This is a genomic window from Agromyces sp. NPDC055661 (assembly GCF_053618135.1).
Window position 1 is genome coordinate 900799 of sequence record NZ_JBSHHC010000002.1, and the last position, 15557, is coordinate 916355.

Sequence of the window (15557 nt, forward strand, 5' to 3'; positions counted from 1 at the left end):
CGGTCGAGGCTAGCGGAAGTCGCGCGAGCGGCTCGGCGCCGACACGGTGAGGCGCTCGAATCGGTCGGCGACGAGGTTGACGACCCCCTCGGGCGAGCGCTCGAGGATGCCGCGCACGATCATCGCGGGCGCCTCGCGGGCGACGCGCCGGTAGCGGTTCCACACTCCGACCCCGGCGATCACGTTGAGCGTGCCCGACTCGTCCTCCACGTTCATGAACGTGATGCCGCTCGCCGTCGCCGGCCGCTGCCGGTGCGTGACGACCCCGCCCACCTCGATGCGCCGGCCGCTCTCGATCTGTCGCAGGCGGTCGATGCGAATGGCCCCGCGCTCGTCGAGCTGCTCGCGGATGTGCCGGATCGGGTGGTCGTCGGGGGAGATGCCGGTCGCCCACAGGTCGTACACGACCTGTTCGGCGTCGCTCAGCATCGGCAGCAGCGGCGGCTGCACCACGACGACCGAGCCGGCGAGGTACTCCTCGCGGTCCTGCGCGGCCTCGCCCGCGAGCCAGAGCGCCTCGCGGCGCTCGAGCCCGAAGCCCGAGAACGCGCCGGCCGCGGCCAGTGCCTCGAGCTGCTCGGCGTCGAGGCCGGCCCGGCGGGAGACGTCGGCCATGTCGCGGTACGGGCCGCGGGCGTCGCGCTCGGCGATGATGCGTTCGGCCACGGCCGTGCCGATCGACGAGACGTCGGCGAGCCCGAGCCGCACGGCGTACGCGCCGTCGCGCCGGTGCTCGGCGGAGCGGTCGGGCGCCTCCCGGTCGAAGCGGTCGACGGGCGGCTGCTCGGCGTCGACGCACGCGTCCATGCCGGTCGCCGCTGCTTTCTGAGCCCGAGCTGCTCCCTGAGTCCCTGCTGGTCCCTGAGCCCGTCGAAGGGAGCCCGCTTCGACGGGCTCAGCGGGCGATTCGATCGCCTCGAGCCGCGCGTCGACCCCCGAGCGCAGGATGTCGGGTCGCAGCATCCGCACGCCGTGCCGTCGTGCGTCGGCGGTGAGCGTCTGCGGCGAGTAGAAGCCCATCGGCTGCGCGCGCAGCAGCGCGGCGAGGAACGCGGCGGGGTAGTGCAGCTTCAGCCAGGAGCTCGCGTAGACGAGCAGCCCGAAGCTCAGGGCGTGGCTCTCGGCGAAGCCGAAGTTCGCGAACGCCTCGATCTTCTCGTAGATGGAGTCGGCCACGTCGAGGGCGATGCCGTTCTCGGCCATGCCGGCGTAGAGCTTCTCGCGGAGCCGCTCGATCTTCTCGATGCCGCGCTTTGACCCCATCGCCCGGCGCAGCAGGTCGGCGTCGGCCGCGCTGCAGTTGCCGACCGCGACCGCCATCTGCATGAGCTGCTCCTGGAAGAGCGGCACGCCGAGCGTGCGGGCGAGCACGGGCTCGAGCTTCGGGTGCAGGTAGCTCACCGGCTCCTCGCCCGTGCGCCGGCGGATGTACGGATGCACCGCCCCGCCCTGCACGGGACCGGGCCGGATGAGCGCGATCTCGACCACGAGGTCGTAGAAGCAGCGCGGCTGCAGCCGCGGGAGCGTGCCCATCTGCGCGCGGCTCTCGACCTGGAACACGCCCACCGAGTCGGCGCGGCAGAGCATGTCGTAGACGGCCGACTCCTCCTTGGGGATGGTGGCGAGTTCCCACTCCTCGCCCGTCGTCTCGCGCACGAGGTCGAACGTGTACTGCAGCGCGGCGAGCATGCCGAGCCCGAGCAGGTCGAACTTCACGAGGCCCATCCACGCGCAGTCGTCCTTATCCCACTGCAGCACCGTGCGGTTCTCCATGCGGGCGTGCTCGATCGGGCACACCTCGCCGACGGGCCGGTCGGTGAGCACCATGCCGCCCGAGTGGATGCCGAGGTGGCGCGGGAACGTGAGCAGCTGCTCGGCGAGCTCGACGACCGGGGCGGGGATGTCGTGGTCGTCGGTGGAGACCACGGCGCCCCACCGCTCGACCTGCTTCGACCACGCGTCCTGCTGCCCGGTGGAGTACCCGAGCGCCTTCGCCATGTCGCGCACCGCGACCTTCGGGCGGTAGCTGATGACGTTCGCCACCTGCGCGGCGTTGTGGCGGCCGTACTTGCCGTAGACGTACTGGATGATCTCCTCGCGCCGGTCGGAGTCGAAGTCGACGTCGATGTCGGGCTCCTCGTCGCGCAGCGCCGAGAGGAAGCGCTCGAACGGCAGATCGAAGTAGATCGAGTCGACCGCGGTGATGTCGAGCACGTAGCAGACCGCCGAGTTCGCGGCCGAGCCGCGTCCCTGGCAGAGGATGCCGCGACTGCGCGCCTCGCGCACGAGGTCGTACACGATGAGGAAGTAGCCGGGGAAGTCCTTCTGCTCGATGACGTCGAGCTCGCGGGCGAGGCGCTCGCGCACGTGGTCGGGCAGCCCGGGGTAGCGCCGCTCGGCGCCCGACCACACGAGCTCGCGCAGCCAGCTCATGGGCGTGTGCCCCTCGGGCACCTCCTGCCGGGGCAGCCGCGGGCGGGCGCTGCGCAGCCGGAACCCGAGCTCCTCGGCGAGCGTGACCGAGCGGGCGACGGCGCCCGGGTACCGGTCGAAGCGACGCATCATCTCGGCGCCCGAGCGCAGGTGCAGCCCGTCGGAGGCGGGGAGCCACCCGTCGAGCTCGTCGAGGCTGCGCCGGGCGCGCACCGCCGCGAGTGCCGACGCGAGGCGGTGCTCGCCGGGCGTAGCGTAGTGCACCGCGTTGGTCGCGAGCAGCGGCACGCGGGCGCGCTCCGCGAGCGCCGCGAGGGCGTCGTTCGCGCCCTGGTCGTGCGGATGCCCGTGGTCGAAGAGCTCCACGACGACGTGGTCGCGGCCGAAGAGCGCGACGAGCCGGTCGAGCTCGCGCCACGCGGCATCCGCCCCGCCGTCGGCCAGCGCGCGCCGCACGGCGCCCTTGCGGCATCCGGTGGAGATCACCCACTCGCCGCCCGACTGCGCGGCGAGCTCCTCGAGGGAGTAGACCGGACGCCCCTTCTCGCCGCCCGCGAGCTGCCCCGCGGTGATCGCGCTCGCGAGCCGGTGGTAGCCCGCCTCCTGCCGGGCGAGCACGAGCAGGTGCTCGCCCTCGGGGTCGGCGACGCCCATCTGCGGCTCGGCCAGCCCGAGCGAGAGCTCCGCGCCGAACACCGTGGTGAGCTCGGGGAAGCTCTCGGCCGCCTCGGCGAACCGCACGATGCCGTAGAAGCCGTCGTGGTCGGTGATCGCGAGGCCCGAGAGCCCGAGCCGGTGCGCCTCCTCGACGAGCTGCTCGGGCGACGAGGCGCCGTCGAGGAAGCTGAACGCGGAGTGCGCGTGCAGCTCGGCGTACGGCACGATCGGGCCGGCAGGCGCCTCGAGCCCCTCCGACGGGCGGTACGGATGCCGCTTGCGGCTCCACGCCGGGCTGTCGCCGCCGTCGGCGATGATCGGGGGCCCGCCCGGGCGCCGCCGGTCGGAGAGCTTCTGCTCGAGCTCCGACCACGGGATCGACGGGTTGTTCCAGCCCATCAGTCGTACCTCGCCTCGGCCCACCAGCCCTCGCGGTCGCGCACGAGGAGCCAGGCGCAGCCGTCGTCGTCGACGACCTGGAACCGGTGCACGCGCTTGGCCTGCTCGGCGTCCCACCAGCGCTCGACGACCGGCCAGGGACCCGCCCAGGCGCGCACCGGCGCGGCCTCCCCGCCGCCCACGGCGAACCGCTCGGGCGACGCCGAGATCGAGCCGCGACCGTCGACGGCGACGAGCTCGCCGCGCGCGTCGAGGAGCGCGATCGGCAGCCGCTCGCGGAACACGCTCGCGGGCGCCAGCGCGGGCAGGCTCCCGGGCCACGGCGCGTCGCCGGCGCGCTCGGGCGGACGGTCGCCCCACGGCACGAGCACCTGCCGGTCGGCGAGCATGCGGCCGCCGCCGATCGCCGCGGTCACGACCGCCTCGTGCCCGAGCATGCTCTGCACGCGCGTGAGCCCGTGGTGCACGCGCTCGTCGGGGCCGCCGCCCCAGAGCCCCTCTTCATGGTTGCCCGTGGAGTCGACGCGCTCGGGCACGACCCGCAGCCGCACGATCGGCGAGGCGAGGCCGCTGTCGGCGGTGCCGGCGCCCTGCAGCTGCCAGCGCACCCGGTCGACGACGTCGGCGGGCGTGAACCAGCGCGGATGCAGCCAGCTGCGGCTGGAGTGGCCGCCGTCCTCGTCGTCGAGCTCGATGCGCAGGCCCGTGCACACCAGGCGCACGCCGCGCATGCGCTCGATGAACTCCTCGGCGCCCACGCGGAACGCGAACGCGAGCTGGTCGATGCGGTCGAGCGGGGGCTCGAAGTGCTGCTCCACCTCGAACTCGGGCGGCGGCGTGCGCGCGACGACCCGCGCCTGCTCGCGACCGGCCGCCCGGTCGTGTGCGAGCGCCCCGGCCACGCCGAACCGGCGCCGCACGTCGTCGGCGGGGAGCGCGGCGAACTCGCCGAGCGTGCGCACGCCGAGCCGGGTGAGCAGCGTCGTGGTTCGGGCGTCGACCACGAGGCCCACGGGCAGTGGCGCGATGAACTCGGCGGATGCCCCGGGCGGCACGACCGCGACCGACGACGTGCGCGCGGCCCGCGCCGCCTGCTCGGCCGCGAACGGCCCGTCGGCGATGCCGACCCTGGCGCCGGGCACCCCGACGGTCTCGAGGAGGGCCGCCGCCGCGGCCTCCTCGCCGCCGTAGTAGCGCGCCGGACCGCGGGCGCGCATGGCGAGCGTGCCGGGACGGATGAGCTGCACGCCGGGCACCGTGGCCTCGACGCGGCGCACCACGGGCTCGAAGACGCGCACGTCGAGGGCGATGTCGTAGTCGAGCACCGCGAGCGCGGGGGAGCGGTACTGCGCCTCGCGCAGCTTCAGCCCCCGCGCGACGCCGTCGCGGCGGGCGGCGGCCGAGCAGGCGAAGACGAGGCCCGCCTCGGTGAGCGCGAGCGGCTCGTCGGGATCGAGGCCGAGCTCGCGGCACACCGCGAGGATCGGCCAGTCGGGGCACCACAGCACGATGGTGCGGCCGGGGTCGACGGTCATCCGGTGGCCCTCCGCTCGAGGTCGTCGAGGCGGATCGGCTCGGCGGGCCGGGTGTCGGCGGCCTCGACGGGCGCGAACCCGAGCGAGCGGTCGGGCAGCCGCAGCCGCGACCGGGTGCGGCGCACGAATTCGCCGCGACCCGCGACGCTCACCACGACCTCGCGGCCGGCCAGGTGCCCGTGACCGCGCTCGAGCCCCTGCCACTCGCTCGCCTCGACGCCGAGCCGGGCGTCGCTGCCGGGCCACTCGCCCGCGACGAGCAACGTGGTGCCGCGCTGGCGGAGCCGGGCCTGGAGCCGGCTCGTCTCGGCGGGGGAGACGCGCCCGGCGGGCCGCACCGCGACCACGGGGATGACGTCGGCGAGCGCGGCGACGACCGTGAGCCACTGCCGCCCCGGGTCGGGCACGAGCACGAGCCGCTCGAGCGCGATGCCGAACCGCGAGGCCGCCTCGACCCCGAACTCGGGCATGCCCGCCACGGCGACCCAGCGCCCGCTCGCGCTCGGCCCCGCCAGCAGCGCCATGAGCAGCGTGGTCGACCCCTCGACCTGCACCACCGTGCCCTCGCGGAGCGTGCCGCCCGGCAGCACCGACTCGAGCGCCGGATGCGTCGGCACGGCCTTCGAGTCGAGCCGCGTCGCCTGCATCCCGCGGATGCGGGCCTGCAGCTCCTCGACGCGCGCCGGGCGGGGCGCTGGGGCGTCGAGGGGAGCGGTCATGGTCATGCTCCAGTTTCGAACATACGTTCGAATCCGGCAAGTCCGCAGAGCCGACCGTCCACCCCGCGTTCCGGGGTCGTCGGCGTGTCGCGACGGCCGGCACGGGTGCGACGGATGCCGCCGACACCCGCACCTCGCAGTGCGTGGGCACGCGGCATCCGCCCGCCAACCGATCGTTTCTCAGGACGCGAGTCCCGGAATCACCCCGTTCTCAGGACGACACGCCCAGAACCGGTGCCGACCCGCCCCGAATCTCCTGAGAAACGCACACACACGCACACGGGAGGGAAACGAAAGAAGGCCGGATCATGATGATCCGGCCTTCTGCACAACGCGTGCGCGAGGGGGGACTTGAACCCCCACGCCCGTTAGGGCACTAGCACCTCAAGCTAGCGCGTCTGCCATTTCCGCCACCCGCGCGTCGTGTCGGGCCCTCCGGTCTCCCGCAGGCCCGAGAGAAGACACTAGCACGGAATCCGGGGCGCCTCGTACACGCGCGCACCAGGGGGCGGGCTACGGTGAGACGCATGGCCGAGTCACCCGCAGCCCCGCAGACGACCCACTCCGGCACCGAGCTCGACGAGACCGCGGTGGTCGCCCGCGACCTCATCCGGTTCGACACGACCAACCATGGAGAGGGGCGCGCGAAGGGCGAGCGCGAGGCCGCCGAGTACGTCGAGGCGAGGCTCGCGGCACTGGGCCTCGAGCCCAGGATGTTCGAGCCCGAGGCGCGCCGCACGAGCGTCGTCGCGCGCGTGCCCGGGCGCAATCCCGACAAGCCAGCGCTCGTGCTGCACGGGCACCTCGACGTCGTGCCGGCCGACCCGCGCAACTGGAGCGTCGACCCGTTCGCGGGGGAGATCCGCGACGGCATGCTCTGGGGCCGCGGCGCCGTGGACATGAAGGACATGGACGCCATGATCCTCACGGCCCTGGCGGACATCATCGGCAACGGGTCGCTGCCGGAGCGCGAGCTCGTCGTCGCGTTCTTCGCCGACGAGGAGGCGGGCGGCGGACGCGGCGCGAGCTGGCTCGTCGACCACCACCCCGAGCTCTTCGCGGGCGCGACCGAGGCGATCAGCGAGGTCGGCGGCTACTCCATCACCGTCGGCGGCACGCGCGCGTACCTCCTGCAGACGGGGGAGAAGTCGCTCATCTGGGTGCGGCTCATCGCCCGCGGCGTGGCCGCGCACGGCTCGCGCCTCATCCGCGAGAACGCCGTCACGCGGCTCGCCGAGGCGATCGCCCGGCTCGGCCGCACCGAGTGGCCGCTGCACCTCACCGACACGACGCGCGAGCTGCTCGGCTCGATCGCCGGCGCGCTCGGCGTCGACCCCGAGCAGGTCTCGCCCGACGAGCTCGCGCTCGCGACGGGCTCGGCGTCGGGCTTCATCACCGCCACGCTGCGCACCACGACGAACCCGACCGTCCTCGACGCGGGGTACAAGCACAACGTGATCCCCGACCGTGCGGAGGCGCTCGTCGACATCCGCACGATCCCCGGGCAGGAGGAGGCCGTGCTCGCCGAGGTGCGCGAGATCGTCGGCGACGACATCGAGATCGAGTTCGTGCACAAGGACGTCGGGCTCGAGGCATCCACCCGCGGCCCCCTCGTCGACGCCGTGACCCGGTCGCTCGGCCGGCACGACCCGGGCGCGCCGGTCTTCCCGTACCTCCTCTCGGGCGGCACCGACAACAAGTCGCTCCACCGGCTCGGCATCGCGGGCTACGGGTTCTCGCCGCTGCGTCTCCCGGCCGACCTCGACTTCCCCGCGATGTTCCACGGCGTCGACGAGCGCGTGCCGCTCGACGCACTATCCTTCGGAAGACGGGTGCTCGAGGACCTCCTCCTCGACTACTGACCCCCGCGGCTCACCGACGACGACTCCCGGCGCTCAGCGAGAGCCGGCGGAAGGCGGATTCCCCAACGTGCTCGAAGCGATCATCCTCGGCCTGGTGCAGGGCCTCACCGAGTTCCTCCCGATCTCGTCGAGCGCGCACCTCCGGATCCTCGGCGAGTTCCTGCCGAACGCGCAGGACCCCGGCGCCGCCTTCACCGCGATCACGCAGATCGGCACCGAGGCCGCCGTCGTCGTGTTCTTCTGGCGCGACATCGTGCGCATCGTCTCGCACTGGTTCGGATCGCTCTTCGGCCGCGTGCCCCGACACGACCCCGACGCCCGGATGGGCTGGCTGATCATCATCGGCTCGATCCCGATCGTCGTGCTCGGCATCCTGTTCCAGGACCAGATCGAGACCGTGTTCCGCTCGCTCTGGATCGTGGCGACCATGCTCGTCGTGTTCGGCATCATCCTCGGCCTCGCCGACTGGGCGGGTGCCAAGCGCCGCACACTCGACCAGATCACCGTGCCGCACGGCATCCTGTTCGGCTTCGCGCAGGCGCTGGCGCTCGTCCCCGGCGTCTCGCGCTCGGGCGGCACCATCACCATGGGCCTGTTCCTCGGCTACGAGCGAGCGGCCGCCGCACGCTACGCGTTCCTGCTCGCGATCCCGGCCGTGTTCGGATCGGGGTTCTACCAGCTGTTCAAGAGCTGGGGCGAGCCCGCGGTCTACGGCCCCATCGAGACGGCCGCCGCGACGCTCGTCGCGTTCGTCGTCGCGATCCTCGTCATCGCGTTCTTCATGCAGTGGATCTCGCGGCACAGCTTCCTGCCGTTCGTGATCTACCGCATCCTCCTCGGCGGCACGATCTTTGCGCTGCTCGCGACGGGCACGATCAACGCGTGACGGATGCCGCGCAGCGGCGTCCTCCGATGACGGATGCCGCTGCGGCATCCGCTCACATCAGGCGCCGTCGCGCGGCCGCCAGGGCTCGTCGCGGGGACCCTCGCGACCGTCGGCCCGCCCGCTCTCGGGGCCGTCGCCGCGGCGGCGCAGGTAGCGCTCGAACTCCCGCGCGATCGCCTCGCCGCTCGCCTCTGGCGCGTCGACCGCGTCGCGCGCCTGCTCGAGCTGGGAGATGTAGCCCGCCATGTCCTCGTCGTCGGCGGCGAGGGCGTCGACGCCGGCCTCCCACGCCTTCGCCTCGGTCTCGAGCGAGCCGCGCGGGATGCTGAGCCCGGTCAGCTCCTCGAGCTTCGCGAGCAGGGCGAGCACGGCCTTCGGCGAGGGCGCGTTGTGCACGTAGTGCGGCACCGACGCCCACAGCGACACGGTGGGGATGCCGACGCGCTCGGCCTGGTCGGCGATCACGCTCAGGATGCCGACGGGGCCCTCGTAGCTCGACCGGTCGACGCCGAGCTCGTCGCGCACCTCGCGGTTCTCGCTCGAGGCGAAGACCGCCAGCGGACGCGTGTGCGGGGCGTCGGCGAGCATCGCGCCGAGCAGCACGATGCCCTCGACGTCGGCGGCCAGCGCCGCATCGACGAGCTCCGCGGCGAAGCCCTTCCAGCTGCGCGCGGGCTCGGAGCCGAGGAGCACGTGGAGCGTGTCGGCGCCGGGGCCGGTGACCCGGTCCTCGTCGGCCGGCGCGGGGTGCCCGCCGGGGCCGAGGATCGCGGCGCCCGGCCACTCGAGCCGGCGCGCGCCGTCGTCGCCGACCGCGACGGTGGGCCGCGTGAACTGGTAGTCGAAGTACAGCTCGGGATCGACCGCGGCGATCTCGACGAGTCCGAGGCGCTCGGCCAAGAGCTTCGCGGCGCCGGTCGCGGCCTCTCCGGCGTCGTTCCAGCCCTCGAAGGCGACGACGAGGAGCCTTCCGCCCTCGAATCCGGCCCGCTGATCCACTGCAGGTGCCCCGCTCTCCGCCCCGGGTGGACCGGGGTCCCCTCCACAATAGGCCGTGCCCGTAGACTTGCGGGTTGTGACCACTCGCCTCCCCGCCGCCGTCCTCTGGGACATGGACGGCACCCTCGTCGACACCGAGCAGTACTGGATGGCGGCCGAGGTGGAGCTCGTCGAGTCCTTCGGCGGCCGCTGGACCCATGAGGACGGCCTCGGCCTCGTCGGCATGGGGCTCTGGGAGTCCGCCCGCGTGTTCCAGGCCGCGGGCGTCGACCTCGACGCCGACACGATCGTCCACCGTCTCACCGACCGCGTGAAGCAGCAGCTCGTCGAGCAGGGCGTGCCGTGGCGCCCGGGCGCCCGCGAGCTCCTCGAGGCGCTGCGCGAGGCATCCGTGCCCACCGCGCTCGTGACCATGTCGATCCGCTCGATGGCCGACGACGTGATCGCGGCCATCCCGTTCGACGCGTTCGACGCGATCGTCACGGGCGACGTCGTCGCGAACCCGAAGCCGCACCCCGAGCCCTACCTCGTCGCCGCCGCGGAGCTCGGCGTCGACGTGCGCGACTGCGTCGCGATCGAGGACTCGCCCGCGGGGCTCACCTCGGCGTGGTCCGCGGGCGCCGTCACCGTCGGCGTGCCGAACTTCCTCGCCCTCGAGGAGGCACCGGCCCACGTCCTGTGGCCGACGCTCGCCGACAAGTCGGTGGCGGATGTCGCGGAGCTCGTCGCCGTGCACGAGGGACGCGCATGAGCGAGAGCCGCGGAGAGCGCAGCGGGACGTTCCGGGCGGGCGACCGCGTGCAGCTCACGGGCCCCAAGGGCCGGATGCACACGATCACGCTCGAGCCGGGCAAGCTGTTCCACTCCCACAAGGGGCCGATCGCCCACGACGACCTCATCGGGCTGCCCGACGGCTCGGTGGTCGCGAACCAGGTCGGCATCGAGTACCTCGCGCTGCGGCCGCTGCTCGGCGACTTCGTCATGTCGATGCCGCGCGGCGCGGCCATCGTCTACCCGAAGGACGCCGCGCAGATCCTCGCGCAGGCCGACGTCTTCCCGGGCGCCACGGTCGTGGAGGCCGGCGTCGGCTCCGGCGCGCTCTCGCTCTGGCTGCTGCGCGCCATCGGCCCGGCCGGACGGCTCCTGTCGTTCGAGCGCCGCGAGGAGTTCGCCGAGGTCGCCCGCGGCAACGTGGCGACCTTCCACGGCTTCGACCCCGAGAACTGGTCGATCACGCTCGGCGACCTGGCGGAAGCGCTGCCGCAGCAGGCGGCCGCGGCATCCGTCGACCGGGTCGTGCTCGACATGCTCGCGCCGTGGGAGTGCATCGACGTCGTCTCCGACGCGCTGAAGCCCGGCGGCGTGCTGCTCTGCTACATCGCCACCGCCACACAGCTCTCGCGGGTGGCCGAAGCCATCCGCGCGACGGGCCTCTACACCGACCCCGTGTCGAACGAGACGATGGTGCGCGGCTGGCACGTGCAGGGCCTGGCCGTGCGCCCCGACCACCGCATGATCGCGCACACCGGGTTCCTCATCACGGCGCGCCGGCTCGCACCCGGCACCGTGCTGCCCGAGCTCAAGCGCCGCCCCTCGAAGACCGACTTCAGCGAGGAGGACGTCGAGGCCTGGACGCCCGGCGCACTCGGGGAGCGCGTCGTGAGCGACAAGGCGCTGCGCAAGCGCGTGCGGGCAGCGGATGCCGCGGCCGAGCGCTCGCGCGCCGACGACGACTCTGCCGACTCCGACCCCGCCACCGTCGTCGATCCGGACTGACACCGAACCCACCGGGAACGGCGGGTAGGCTACCTACGCCCACGCCCCTCAGCGACCCCCTTCGAAGAAACGAGGATCAGTGCGCTCGTCACTCGCGCTCATCGCCACCGCCGGCCTGGTCGCCGTCGCCCTGACCGGCTGCGCCACGGCGTCCGCCCCCGACGCAGCGCCGGGGCAGTCCTCCGACGCCGTCGTGGTGAAGGGCGATTTCGGCAAGGAGCCGCGCGTGGAGTTCCCCACGCCGCTCGTGCCGAAGAAGACGCAGTGCACCGAGGTCATCGCGGGCGAGGGGGAGTACCTCCAGGAGGGGCAGCAGGCGCTCGTCGGCCTCGCGGTCTACAACGGGGCGACCGGCGAGGAGCTGCAGGTCGCGGGCTTCGGCGACGACGACCCCATCTCGGTCACCAACTCGACGGCGATCCTGCCCGGCCTCCACAAGGCGCTGTCGTGCGCGAAGGTCGGCTCCCGCGTCGCGGTCGTCGTGCCGCCCGCCGACGGGTTCGGCGAGGCCGGCAACCCGTCGCTCAACATCTCGCCCGACGACAGCCTCGTGCTCGTCGTCGACGTCGACCGTGCGTTCCCGACGCGGGCCGACGGTGCGCCGCGCCTCAGCCGTGACGGCTTCCCGGCGGTCGTGCTCGCACCCGACGGCCGGCCCGGCATCACCGTGCCCGACAACGACCCGCCCGTGAAGGACCGCACCGAGGTCGAGGTCCTGAAGCAGGGCAACGGCCAGACCATCGAGGACGGCGACTCGGTCGTCGTGCAGTACACGGGCGTGCTCTGGGACGGCGGCACGGTGTTCGACTCCACGTGGGAGAACGGCGCGCCGGCCACGTTCGTCGTGACCAAGGGCTCCGACGCGCAGGTGATCCCGGGCTTCGCGGACGCGCTCATCGGGCAGCAGGTCGGCTCGCAGATCGGCGTGATCATCCCGCCGTCGCAGGGCTACGGCGATCAGGGGAACTCCCAGATCCCGGCGAATTCCACGCTCTTCTTCGTGATCGACGTCCTGGGCGTGATCTGAGCCGGCGGCGGCGGCCTGACGCCGCCCGCGGTTCAGTATGATCGCTCGTGTGGCTGGTGGAGGACGAACGGGCGAGCAGCGCATCCCCGTCGAAGATCGGCTCTTCAGCCTCGTGCTGGCGCTGCTCGCGACGGAGACGGGCCTGCTGAAGTCGGAGATCCTCTCGACCGTGCGCGGCTACGCCGAGCGGTACGACGAATCCGGCCAGAACGCGAACCTCGAGCGGCAGTTCGAACGGGACAAGGACGACATCCGCGAGCTCGGCATCCCGCTCGAGACGGTGGAGTCGCCCGACCGGCCCGGCGACAACCAGGCCCTGCGCTACCGCATCCCGAAGGGCCAGTACGACCTGCCCGACGAGGTGCGATTCACGCCCGACGAGCTCGCGCTGCTCGGCCTCGCCGCCGAGGTGTGGCGCGAGGCGTCGCTCTCTGCCGACTCGCAGCGCGCGCTCACCAAGCTGCGCTCGCTCGGCATCGAGCCGCGCGAGCCCGTGATCGGCTACGCGCCGCGACTTCGCGTGCGGGATGCCGCGTTCGAGCCGCTGCGCCAGGCCCTCGACCGCCGTCAGGTCGTGCGCTTCCGCTACTTCAAGCCCGGTGAGGCGGCGCCGCGCGAGCGCACGGTGAACCCGCTCGCGGTCGTGCTGCACGAGGGGCGCTGGCACCTGCACGCCTTCGATCGCGACGCGCAGGGCCCGCGCACCTTCCTGCTCTCGCGTATCGTCGGGGCCGTCCAGCCCGTGCCGGGACTCACGTTCGACGCACCGCCGCCCGGCATCCAGGACCGCATCCTCGCCGAACTCGACGAGCTCCGGCTGCAGAACGCCGCCGACCTCGCGGTGACCGCGGGCAGCGACGCCGAGGTGCGCCTCGGCAAGCGCGCCGTGCTCCGCGACGAGGACGCCGGGGTCATCCGGCTGCACTACACGGATGCCGCGGTGTTCGCCGACGAGCTCGCCGCCTACGGCCCCGAGGTGCGCGTCATGGGCCCGGCGTCGCTGCGCGAGGCCGTGCGCACCAGGCTCGAGGCGGTCGTGGCGGCGCACCGGAACGGGGGAGTCGCATGATGGCGAAGCGCCAGAAGCCGCTCAAGGCGCCCGACAAGCTCGTCTTCCTGCTCTCGTTCGTGCCGTACCTGCTCGAGCAGCGGGTCGTCGACGTGTCCGAGGCGGCGCAGCACTTCGGGATGACCGAGGACGAGATCCGCGACGCCGTGCGGCTCATCGCGACCTCCGGGCTGCCGGGTGAGACCGGCACGTACCAGCCGAACGACCTCTTCGACATCGACTGGGACTCCTTCGAGGACGACGACGTCATCATCGTCGTGCACCACGTGGCGATCGACGACGCGCCGCGGCTCTCGGCCCGCGAGGCGGCCGCGCTCATCGCCGGGCTGCAGTACCTCTCGGCCTCGCCCGAGAACGCCGGGAGCGCGTCGCTCGCGTCGCTCATGGCGAAGCTGACCGCGGGCGCGTCGGCGGCGCCGAGCCGGCTCGCCGTCGCCGAGACCGAGGCCGACGCGTCGCTCGCCCTCATCCGCGAGGCCGTGGCCGAGGGACGCCAGCTCGAGTTCGACTACCTCAACGCCCGGGGCGAGAGCGGCCGGCGCCGTGCGGATCCGCTGCGGATCATCTCGCAGGACGCGGACTGGTACCTGCAGGCGTTCTGCCATACCCGCGAGGACGTGCGGAACTTCCGCGTCGACCGCATGAGCGACCTCGTGCTCACCGACGAGCCGATCGGCGACCATTCGGGTCGCACGGTGCCCGACACCCTGTTCCAGGGCTCGGAGTCCGACCTCGACGTCGTCGTCGACGTGGAGCCCTCGGCGCTGCCGCTGCTCGCCGACTACCTCGCCGACTCGCGCACCCGCGAGGTCGACGGTCGCCTGCGCGTCACGCTGCGCCTCGCGCACGTCCACGGACTGAAGCGGCTCGTGGCCGGGCTGCCCGGCCTGGTCACGGTCGTCGCCCCGGCCGAGGCGCGCGCGGCCGTCGCCGAGTGGGCCGCCGCCGGGCTCGCGGGCTACGGCGACCGCGAGGCATCCGCCGCCCCTCGCTGACCCGCGGCTCGCGCGACACGCCGCTCACGGCCGGTGGACCGCCCGGCCCGCGATTGTCTCGCCTGCGGGATTCGGCAGGTAGACTGGCCGCACGATCCCCCCGAGAACGGACGAACACCTATGTGGCAAGGCTTCACTGGTTGGCACGCGCTGATCATCCTCGTGGTCATCCTGCTGCTCTTCGGCGCCCCGAAGCTTCCCGCGCTCGCCCGCAGCCTCGGGCAGTCGATGAAGATCCTCAAGAGCGAGGTCCGTCCCGAGAAGGACGACGCGGCGACTGACGCGACCGCGTCCGACGGCACCACGTCGGGCACGACGGCGACGACCGCTGCCACGACCGAGGTCGCCGGGGGCCAGGCCAAGACCGACGAGGCCGATACCGGCAAGAGCCGCTGACCCCGATGTCCGCGGTGAAGGATCGCGGGGAGAAGAACCGCGAGAAGCGGATGTCGCTCGGCGCGCATCTCATCGAGCTGCGCAAGCGCCTCTTCATCTCGGCCATCGCCATCGTCGTCGGCATGGCGCTGGGATGGTGGCTGACCGACGTCTTCGTGTGGGAGGCCATCCAGGAGCCGGTCGAGCGCGTCGCCGAGGCGCAGGGCAGCGACACGGCGATCATCTTCCCGACGATCTCGAGCGCCTTCGACCTGCGCCTGCAGATCGCGTTCACGCTCGGCATCGTGATCTCGGCTCCGGTCTGGCTCTACCAGATCTTCGCGTTCCTCGTTCCCGGCCTCAACAAGCGTGAGCGCAAGTTCACGCTCGCGTTCTTCGCGACCGCGATCCCGCTGTTCTTCGCCGGCTGCGCGGCCGGATGGCTCGTACTGCCGAACATCGTGAAGCTCATGACGAGCTTCGTGCCCGAGGGCGCCGAGTCGTTGCTCACGGCGAAGGAGTACATCGACTTCGTCACGAAGCTGGTCGTCGCGATCGGCATCGCGTTCGTCGTGCCCGTGTTCATCGTCCTGCTGAACTTCGCCGGCATCATCAGCGCCAAGGCGATCATCAAGTCGTGGCGCGTCGCGATCCTCGTGATCGTGCTCTTCACGGCCATCGCCACGCCGTCGGCCGACATCGTCTCGATGTTCATGCTCGCGATCCCGATGATCGCCCTGTACTTCGGCGCGTGGTTCATCGCGAACCTGCACGACCGCCGTGTCGAGCGCCGCAACCGCGTGGAGTTCGAAGCCGCTGTCTAGG

Annotated in this window: 13 protein-coding genes and 1 tRNA gene; 9 read left to right on the top strand and 5 right to left on the bottom strand. The window is 72.7% G+C overall.

The window, feature by feature from the left end; translation table 11 throughout:
• Positions 1–9 precede the first annotated feature (9 nt).
• From ACWGO8_RS17770 to ACWGO8_RS17785, 4 genes are all read right to left on the bottom strand, one after another.
• A complete protein-coding gene (locus ACWGO8_RS17770) occupies positions 10–3489 on the bottom strand; it encodes an error-prone DNA polymerase (protein ID WP_452044291.1) in 3480 nt (1159 codons plus the stop codon).
• On the bottom strand, positions 3489–5024 hold the full coding sequence (locus ACWGO8_RS17775; RefSeq protein WP_452044292.1) for a DNA polymerase Y family protein: 1536 nt from the start codon (positions 5022–5024) through the stop codon (positions 3489–3491). Before ACWGO8_RS17775 ends, ACWGO8_RS17770 begins: the two co-directional genes overlap by 1 nt.
• Entirely contained in the window at positions 5021–5743 is a 723-nt protein-coding gene (locus tag ACWGO8_RS17780; RefSeq protein WP_452044293.1) for a hypothetical protein, read from the bottom strand. Before ACWGO8_RS17780 ends, ACWGO8_RS17775 begins: the two co-directional genes overlap by 4 nt.
• Before the next feature lie 336 nt (positions 5744–6079).
• Positions 6080–6163: transfer RNA gene (locus ACWGO8_RS17785), tRNA-Leu, on the bottom strand.
• Positions 6164–6270: 107 nt separating this feature from the next.
• Between ACWGO8_RS17785 and ACWGO8_RS17790 the strand changes: the two genes are divergently transcribed.
• Together ACWGO8_RS17790 and ACWGO8_RS17795 are read left to right on the top strand one after the other, a co-directional pair.
• A complete protein-coding gene (locus tag ACWGO8_RS17790; protein ID WP_452044294.1) occupies positions 6271–7605 on the top strand; it encodes a M20/M25/M40 family metallo-hydrolase in 1335 nt (444 codons plus the stop codon).
• A 67-nt stretch (positions 7606–7672) separates the two neighbouring features.
• Positions 7673–8491 (top strand): undecaprenyl-diphosphate phosphatase, encoded by an 819-nt coding sequence (locus ACWGO8_RS17795; protein ID WP_452044295.1) that lies wholly within the window; start codon positions 7673–7675, stop codon positions 8489–8491.
• A 57-nt stretch (positions 8492–8548) separates the two neighbouring features.
• On the opposite strand, the gene ACWGO8_RS17800 is transcribed toward ACWGO8_RS17795, so the two are convergent.
• Complete coding sequence (locus tag ACWGO8_RS17800) at positions 8549–9490, bottom strand: PAC2 family protein (protein WP_452044296.1); 942 nt, start codon at positions 9488–9490, stop codon at positions 8549–8551.
• Between the two features lie 76 nt (positions 9491–9566).
• Between ACWGO8_RS17800 and ACWGO8_RS17805 the strand changes: the two genes are divergently transcribed.
• From ACWGO8_RS17805 to tatC, 7 genes are all read left to right on the top strand, one after another.
• Positions 9567–10241, top strand: a complete 675-nt coding sequence (locus ACWGO8_RS17805; protein WP_376954708.1) for an HAD family hydrolase — start codon at positions 9567–9569, stop codon at positions 10239–10241.
• Positions 10238–11266: a tRNA (adenine-N1)-methyltransferase gene (locus ACWGO8_RS17810; protein ID WP_452044297.1), complete on the top strand. Its 1029-nt coding sequence runs from the start codon at positions 10238–10240 to the stop codon at positions 11264–11266. The genes ACWGO8_RS17805 and ACWGO8_RS17810 overlap by 4 nt, the downstream gene beginning before the upstream one ends.
• Before the next feature lie 79 nt (positions 11267–11345).
• Positions 11346–12293, top strand: coding sequence for an FKBP-type peptidyl-prolyl cis-trans isomerase (locus ACWGO8_RS17815; protein ID WP_452044298.1), 948 nt, complete (start codon positions 11346–11348; stop codon positions 12291–12293).
• Positions 12294–12342: 49 nt separating this feature from the next.
• Positions 12343–13362 carry a helix-turn-helix transcriptional regulator gene (locus ACWGO8_RS17820; protein WP_452044299.1) on the top strand — a complete coding sequence of 340 codons (1020 nt, stop codon included), beginning with the start codon at positions 12343–12345 and terminating at the stop codon, positions 13360–13362.
• A complete protein-coding gene (locus ACWGO8_RS17825; RefSeq protein WP_452044300.1) occupies positions 13362–14357 on the top strand; it encodes a helix-turn-helix transcriptional regulator in 996 nt (331 codons plus the stop codon). Before ACWGO8_RS17820 ends, ACWGO8_RS17825 begins: the two co-directional genes overlap by 1 nt.
• A gap of 120 nt (positions 14358–14477) precedes the next feature.
• Positions 14478–14753 (top strand): Sec-independent protein translocase subunit TatA, encoded by a 276-nt coding sequence (tatA, locus tag ACWGO8_RS17830; protein WP_376954703.1) that lies wholly within the window; start codon positions 14478–14480, stop codon positions 14751–14753.
• Between the two features lie 5 nt (positions 14754–14758).
• On the top strand, positions 14759–15556 hold the full coding sequence (gene tatC / locus ACWGO8_RS17835; protein WP_452044301.1) for a twin-arginine translocase subunit TatC: 798 nt from the start codon (positions 14759–14761) through the stop codon (positions 15554–15556).
• Position 15557: the final 1 nt, after the last annotated feature.

What these genes read in the sequence shown, in the direction of transcription:
- ACWGO8_RS17790 (WP_452044294.1), top strand. Translation starts at nt 6,271, where the DNA reads ATGGCCGAGTCACCCGCAGCCCCGCAGACGACCCACTCCGGCACCGAG.
- ACWGO8_RS17775 (WP_452044292.1), bottom strand. Translation starts at nt 5,024, where the DNA reads ATGACCGTCGACCCCGGCCGCACCATCGTGCTGTGGTGCCCCGACTGG.
- tatA (WP_376954703.1), top strand. Translation starts at nt 14,478, where the DNA reads ATGTGGCAAGGCTTCACTGGTTGGCACGCGCTGATCATCCTCGTGGTC.
- ACWGO8_RS17810 (WP_452044297.1), top strand. Translation starts at nt 10,238, where the DNA reads ATGAGCGAGAGCCGCGGAGAGCGCAGCGGGACGTTCCGGGCGGGCGAC.
- tatC (WP_452044301.1), top strand. Translation starts at nt 14,759, where the DNA reads ATGTCCGCGGTGAAGGATCGCGGGGAGAAGAACCGCGAGAAGCGGATG.
- ACWGO8_RS17770 (WP_452044291.1), bottom strand. Translation starts at nt 3,489, where the DNA reads ATGGGCTGGAACAACCCGTCGATCCCGTGGTCGGAGCTCGAGCAGAAG.
- ACWGO8_RS17780 (WP_452044293.1), bottom strand. Translation starts at nt 5,743, where the DNA reads ATGACCGCTCCCCTCGACGCCCCAGCGCCCCGCCCGGCGCGCGTCGAG.
- ACWGO8_RS17825 (WP_452044300.1), top strand. Translation starts at nt 13,362, where the DNA reads ATGGCGAAGCGCCAGAAGCCGCTCAAGGCGCCCGACAAGCTCGTCTTC.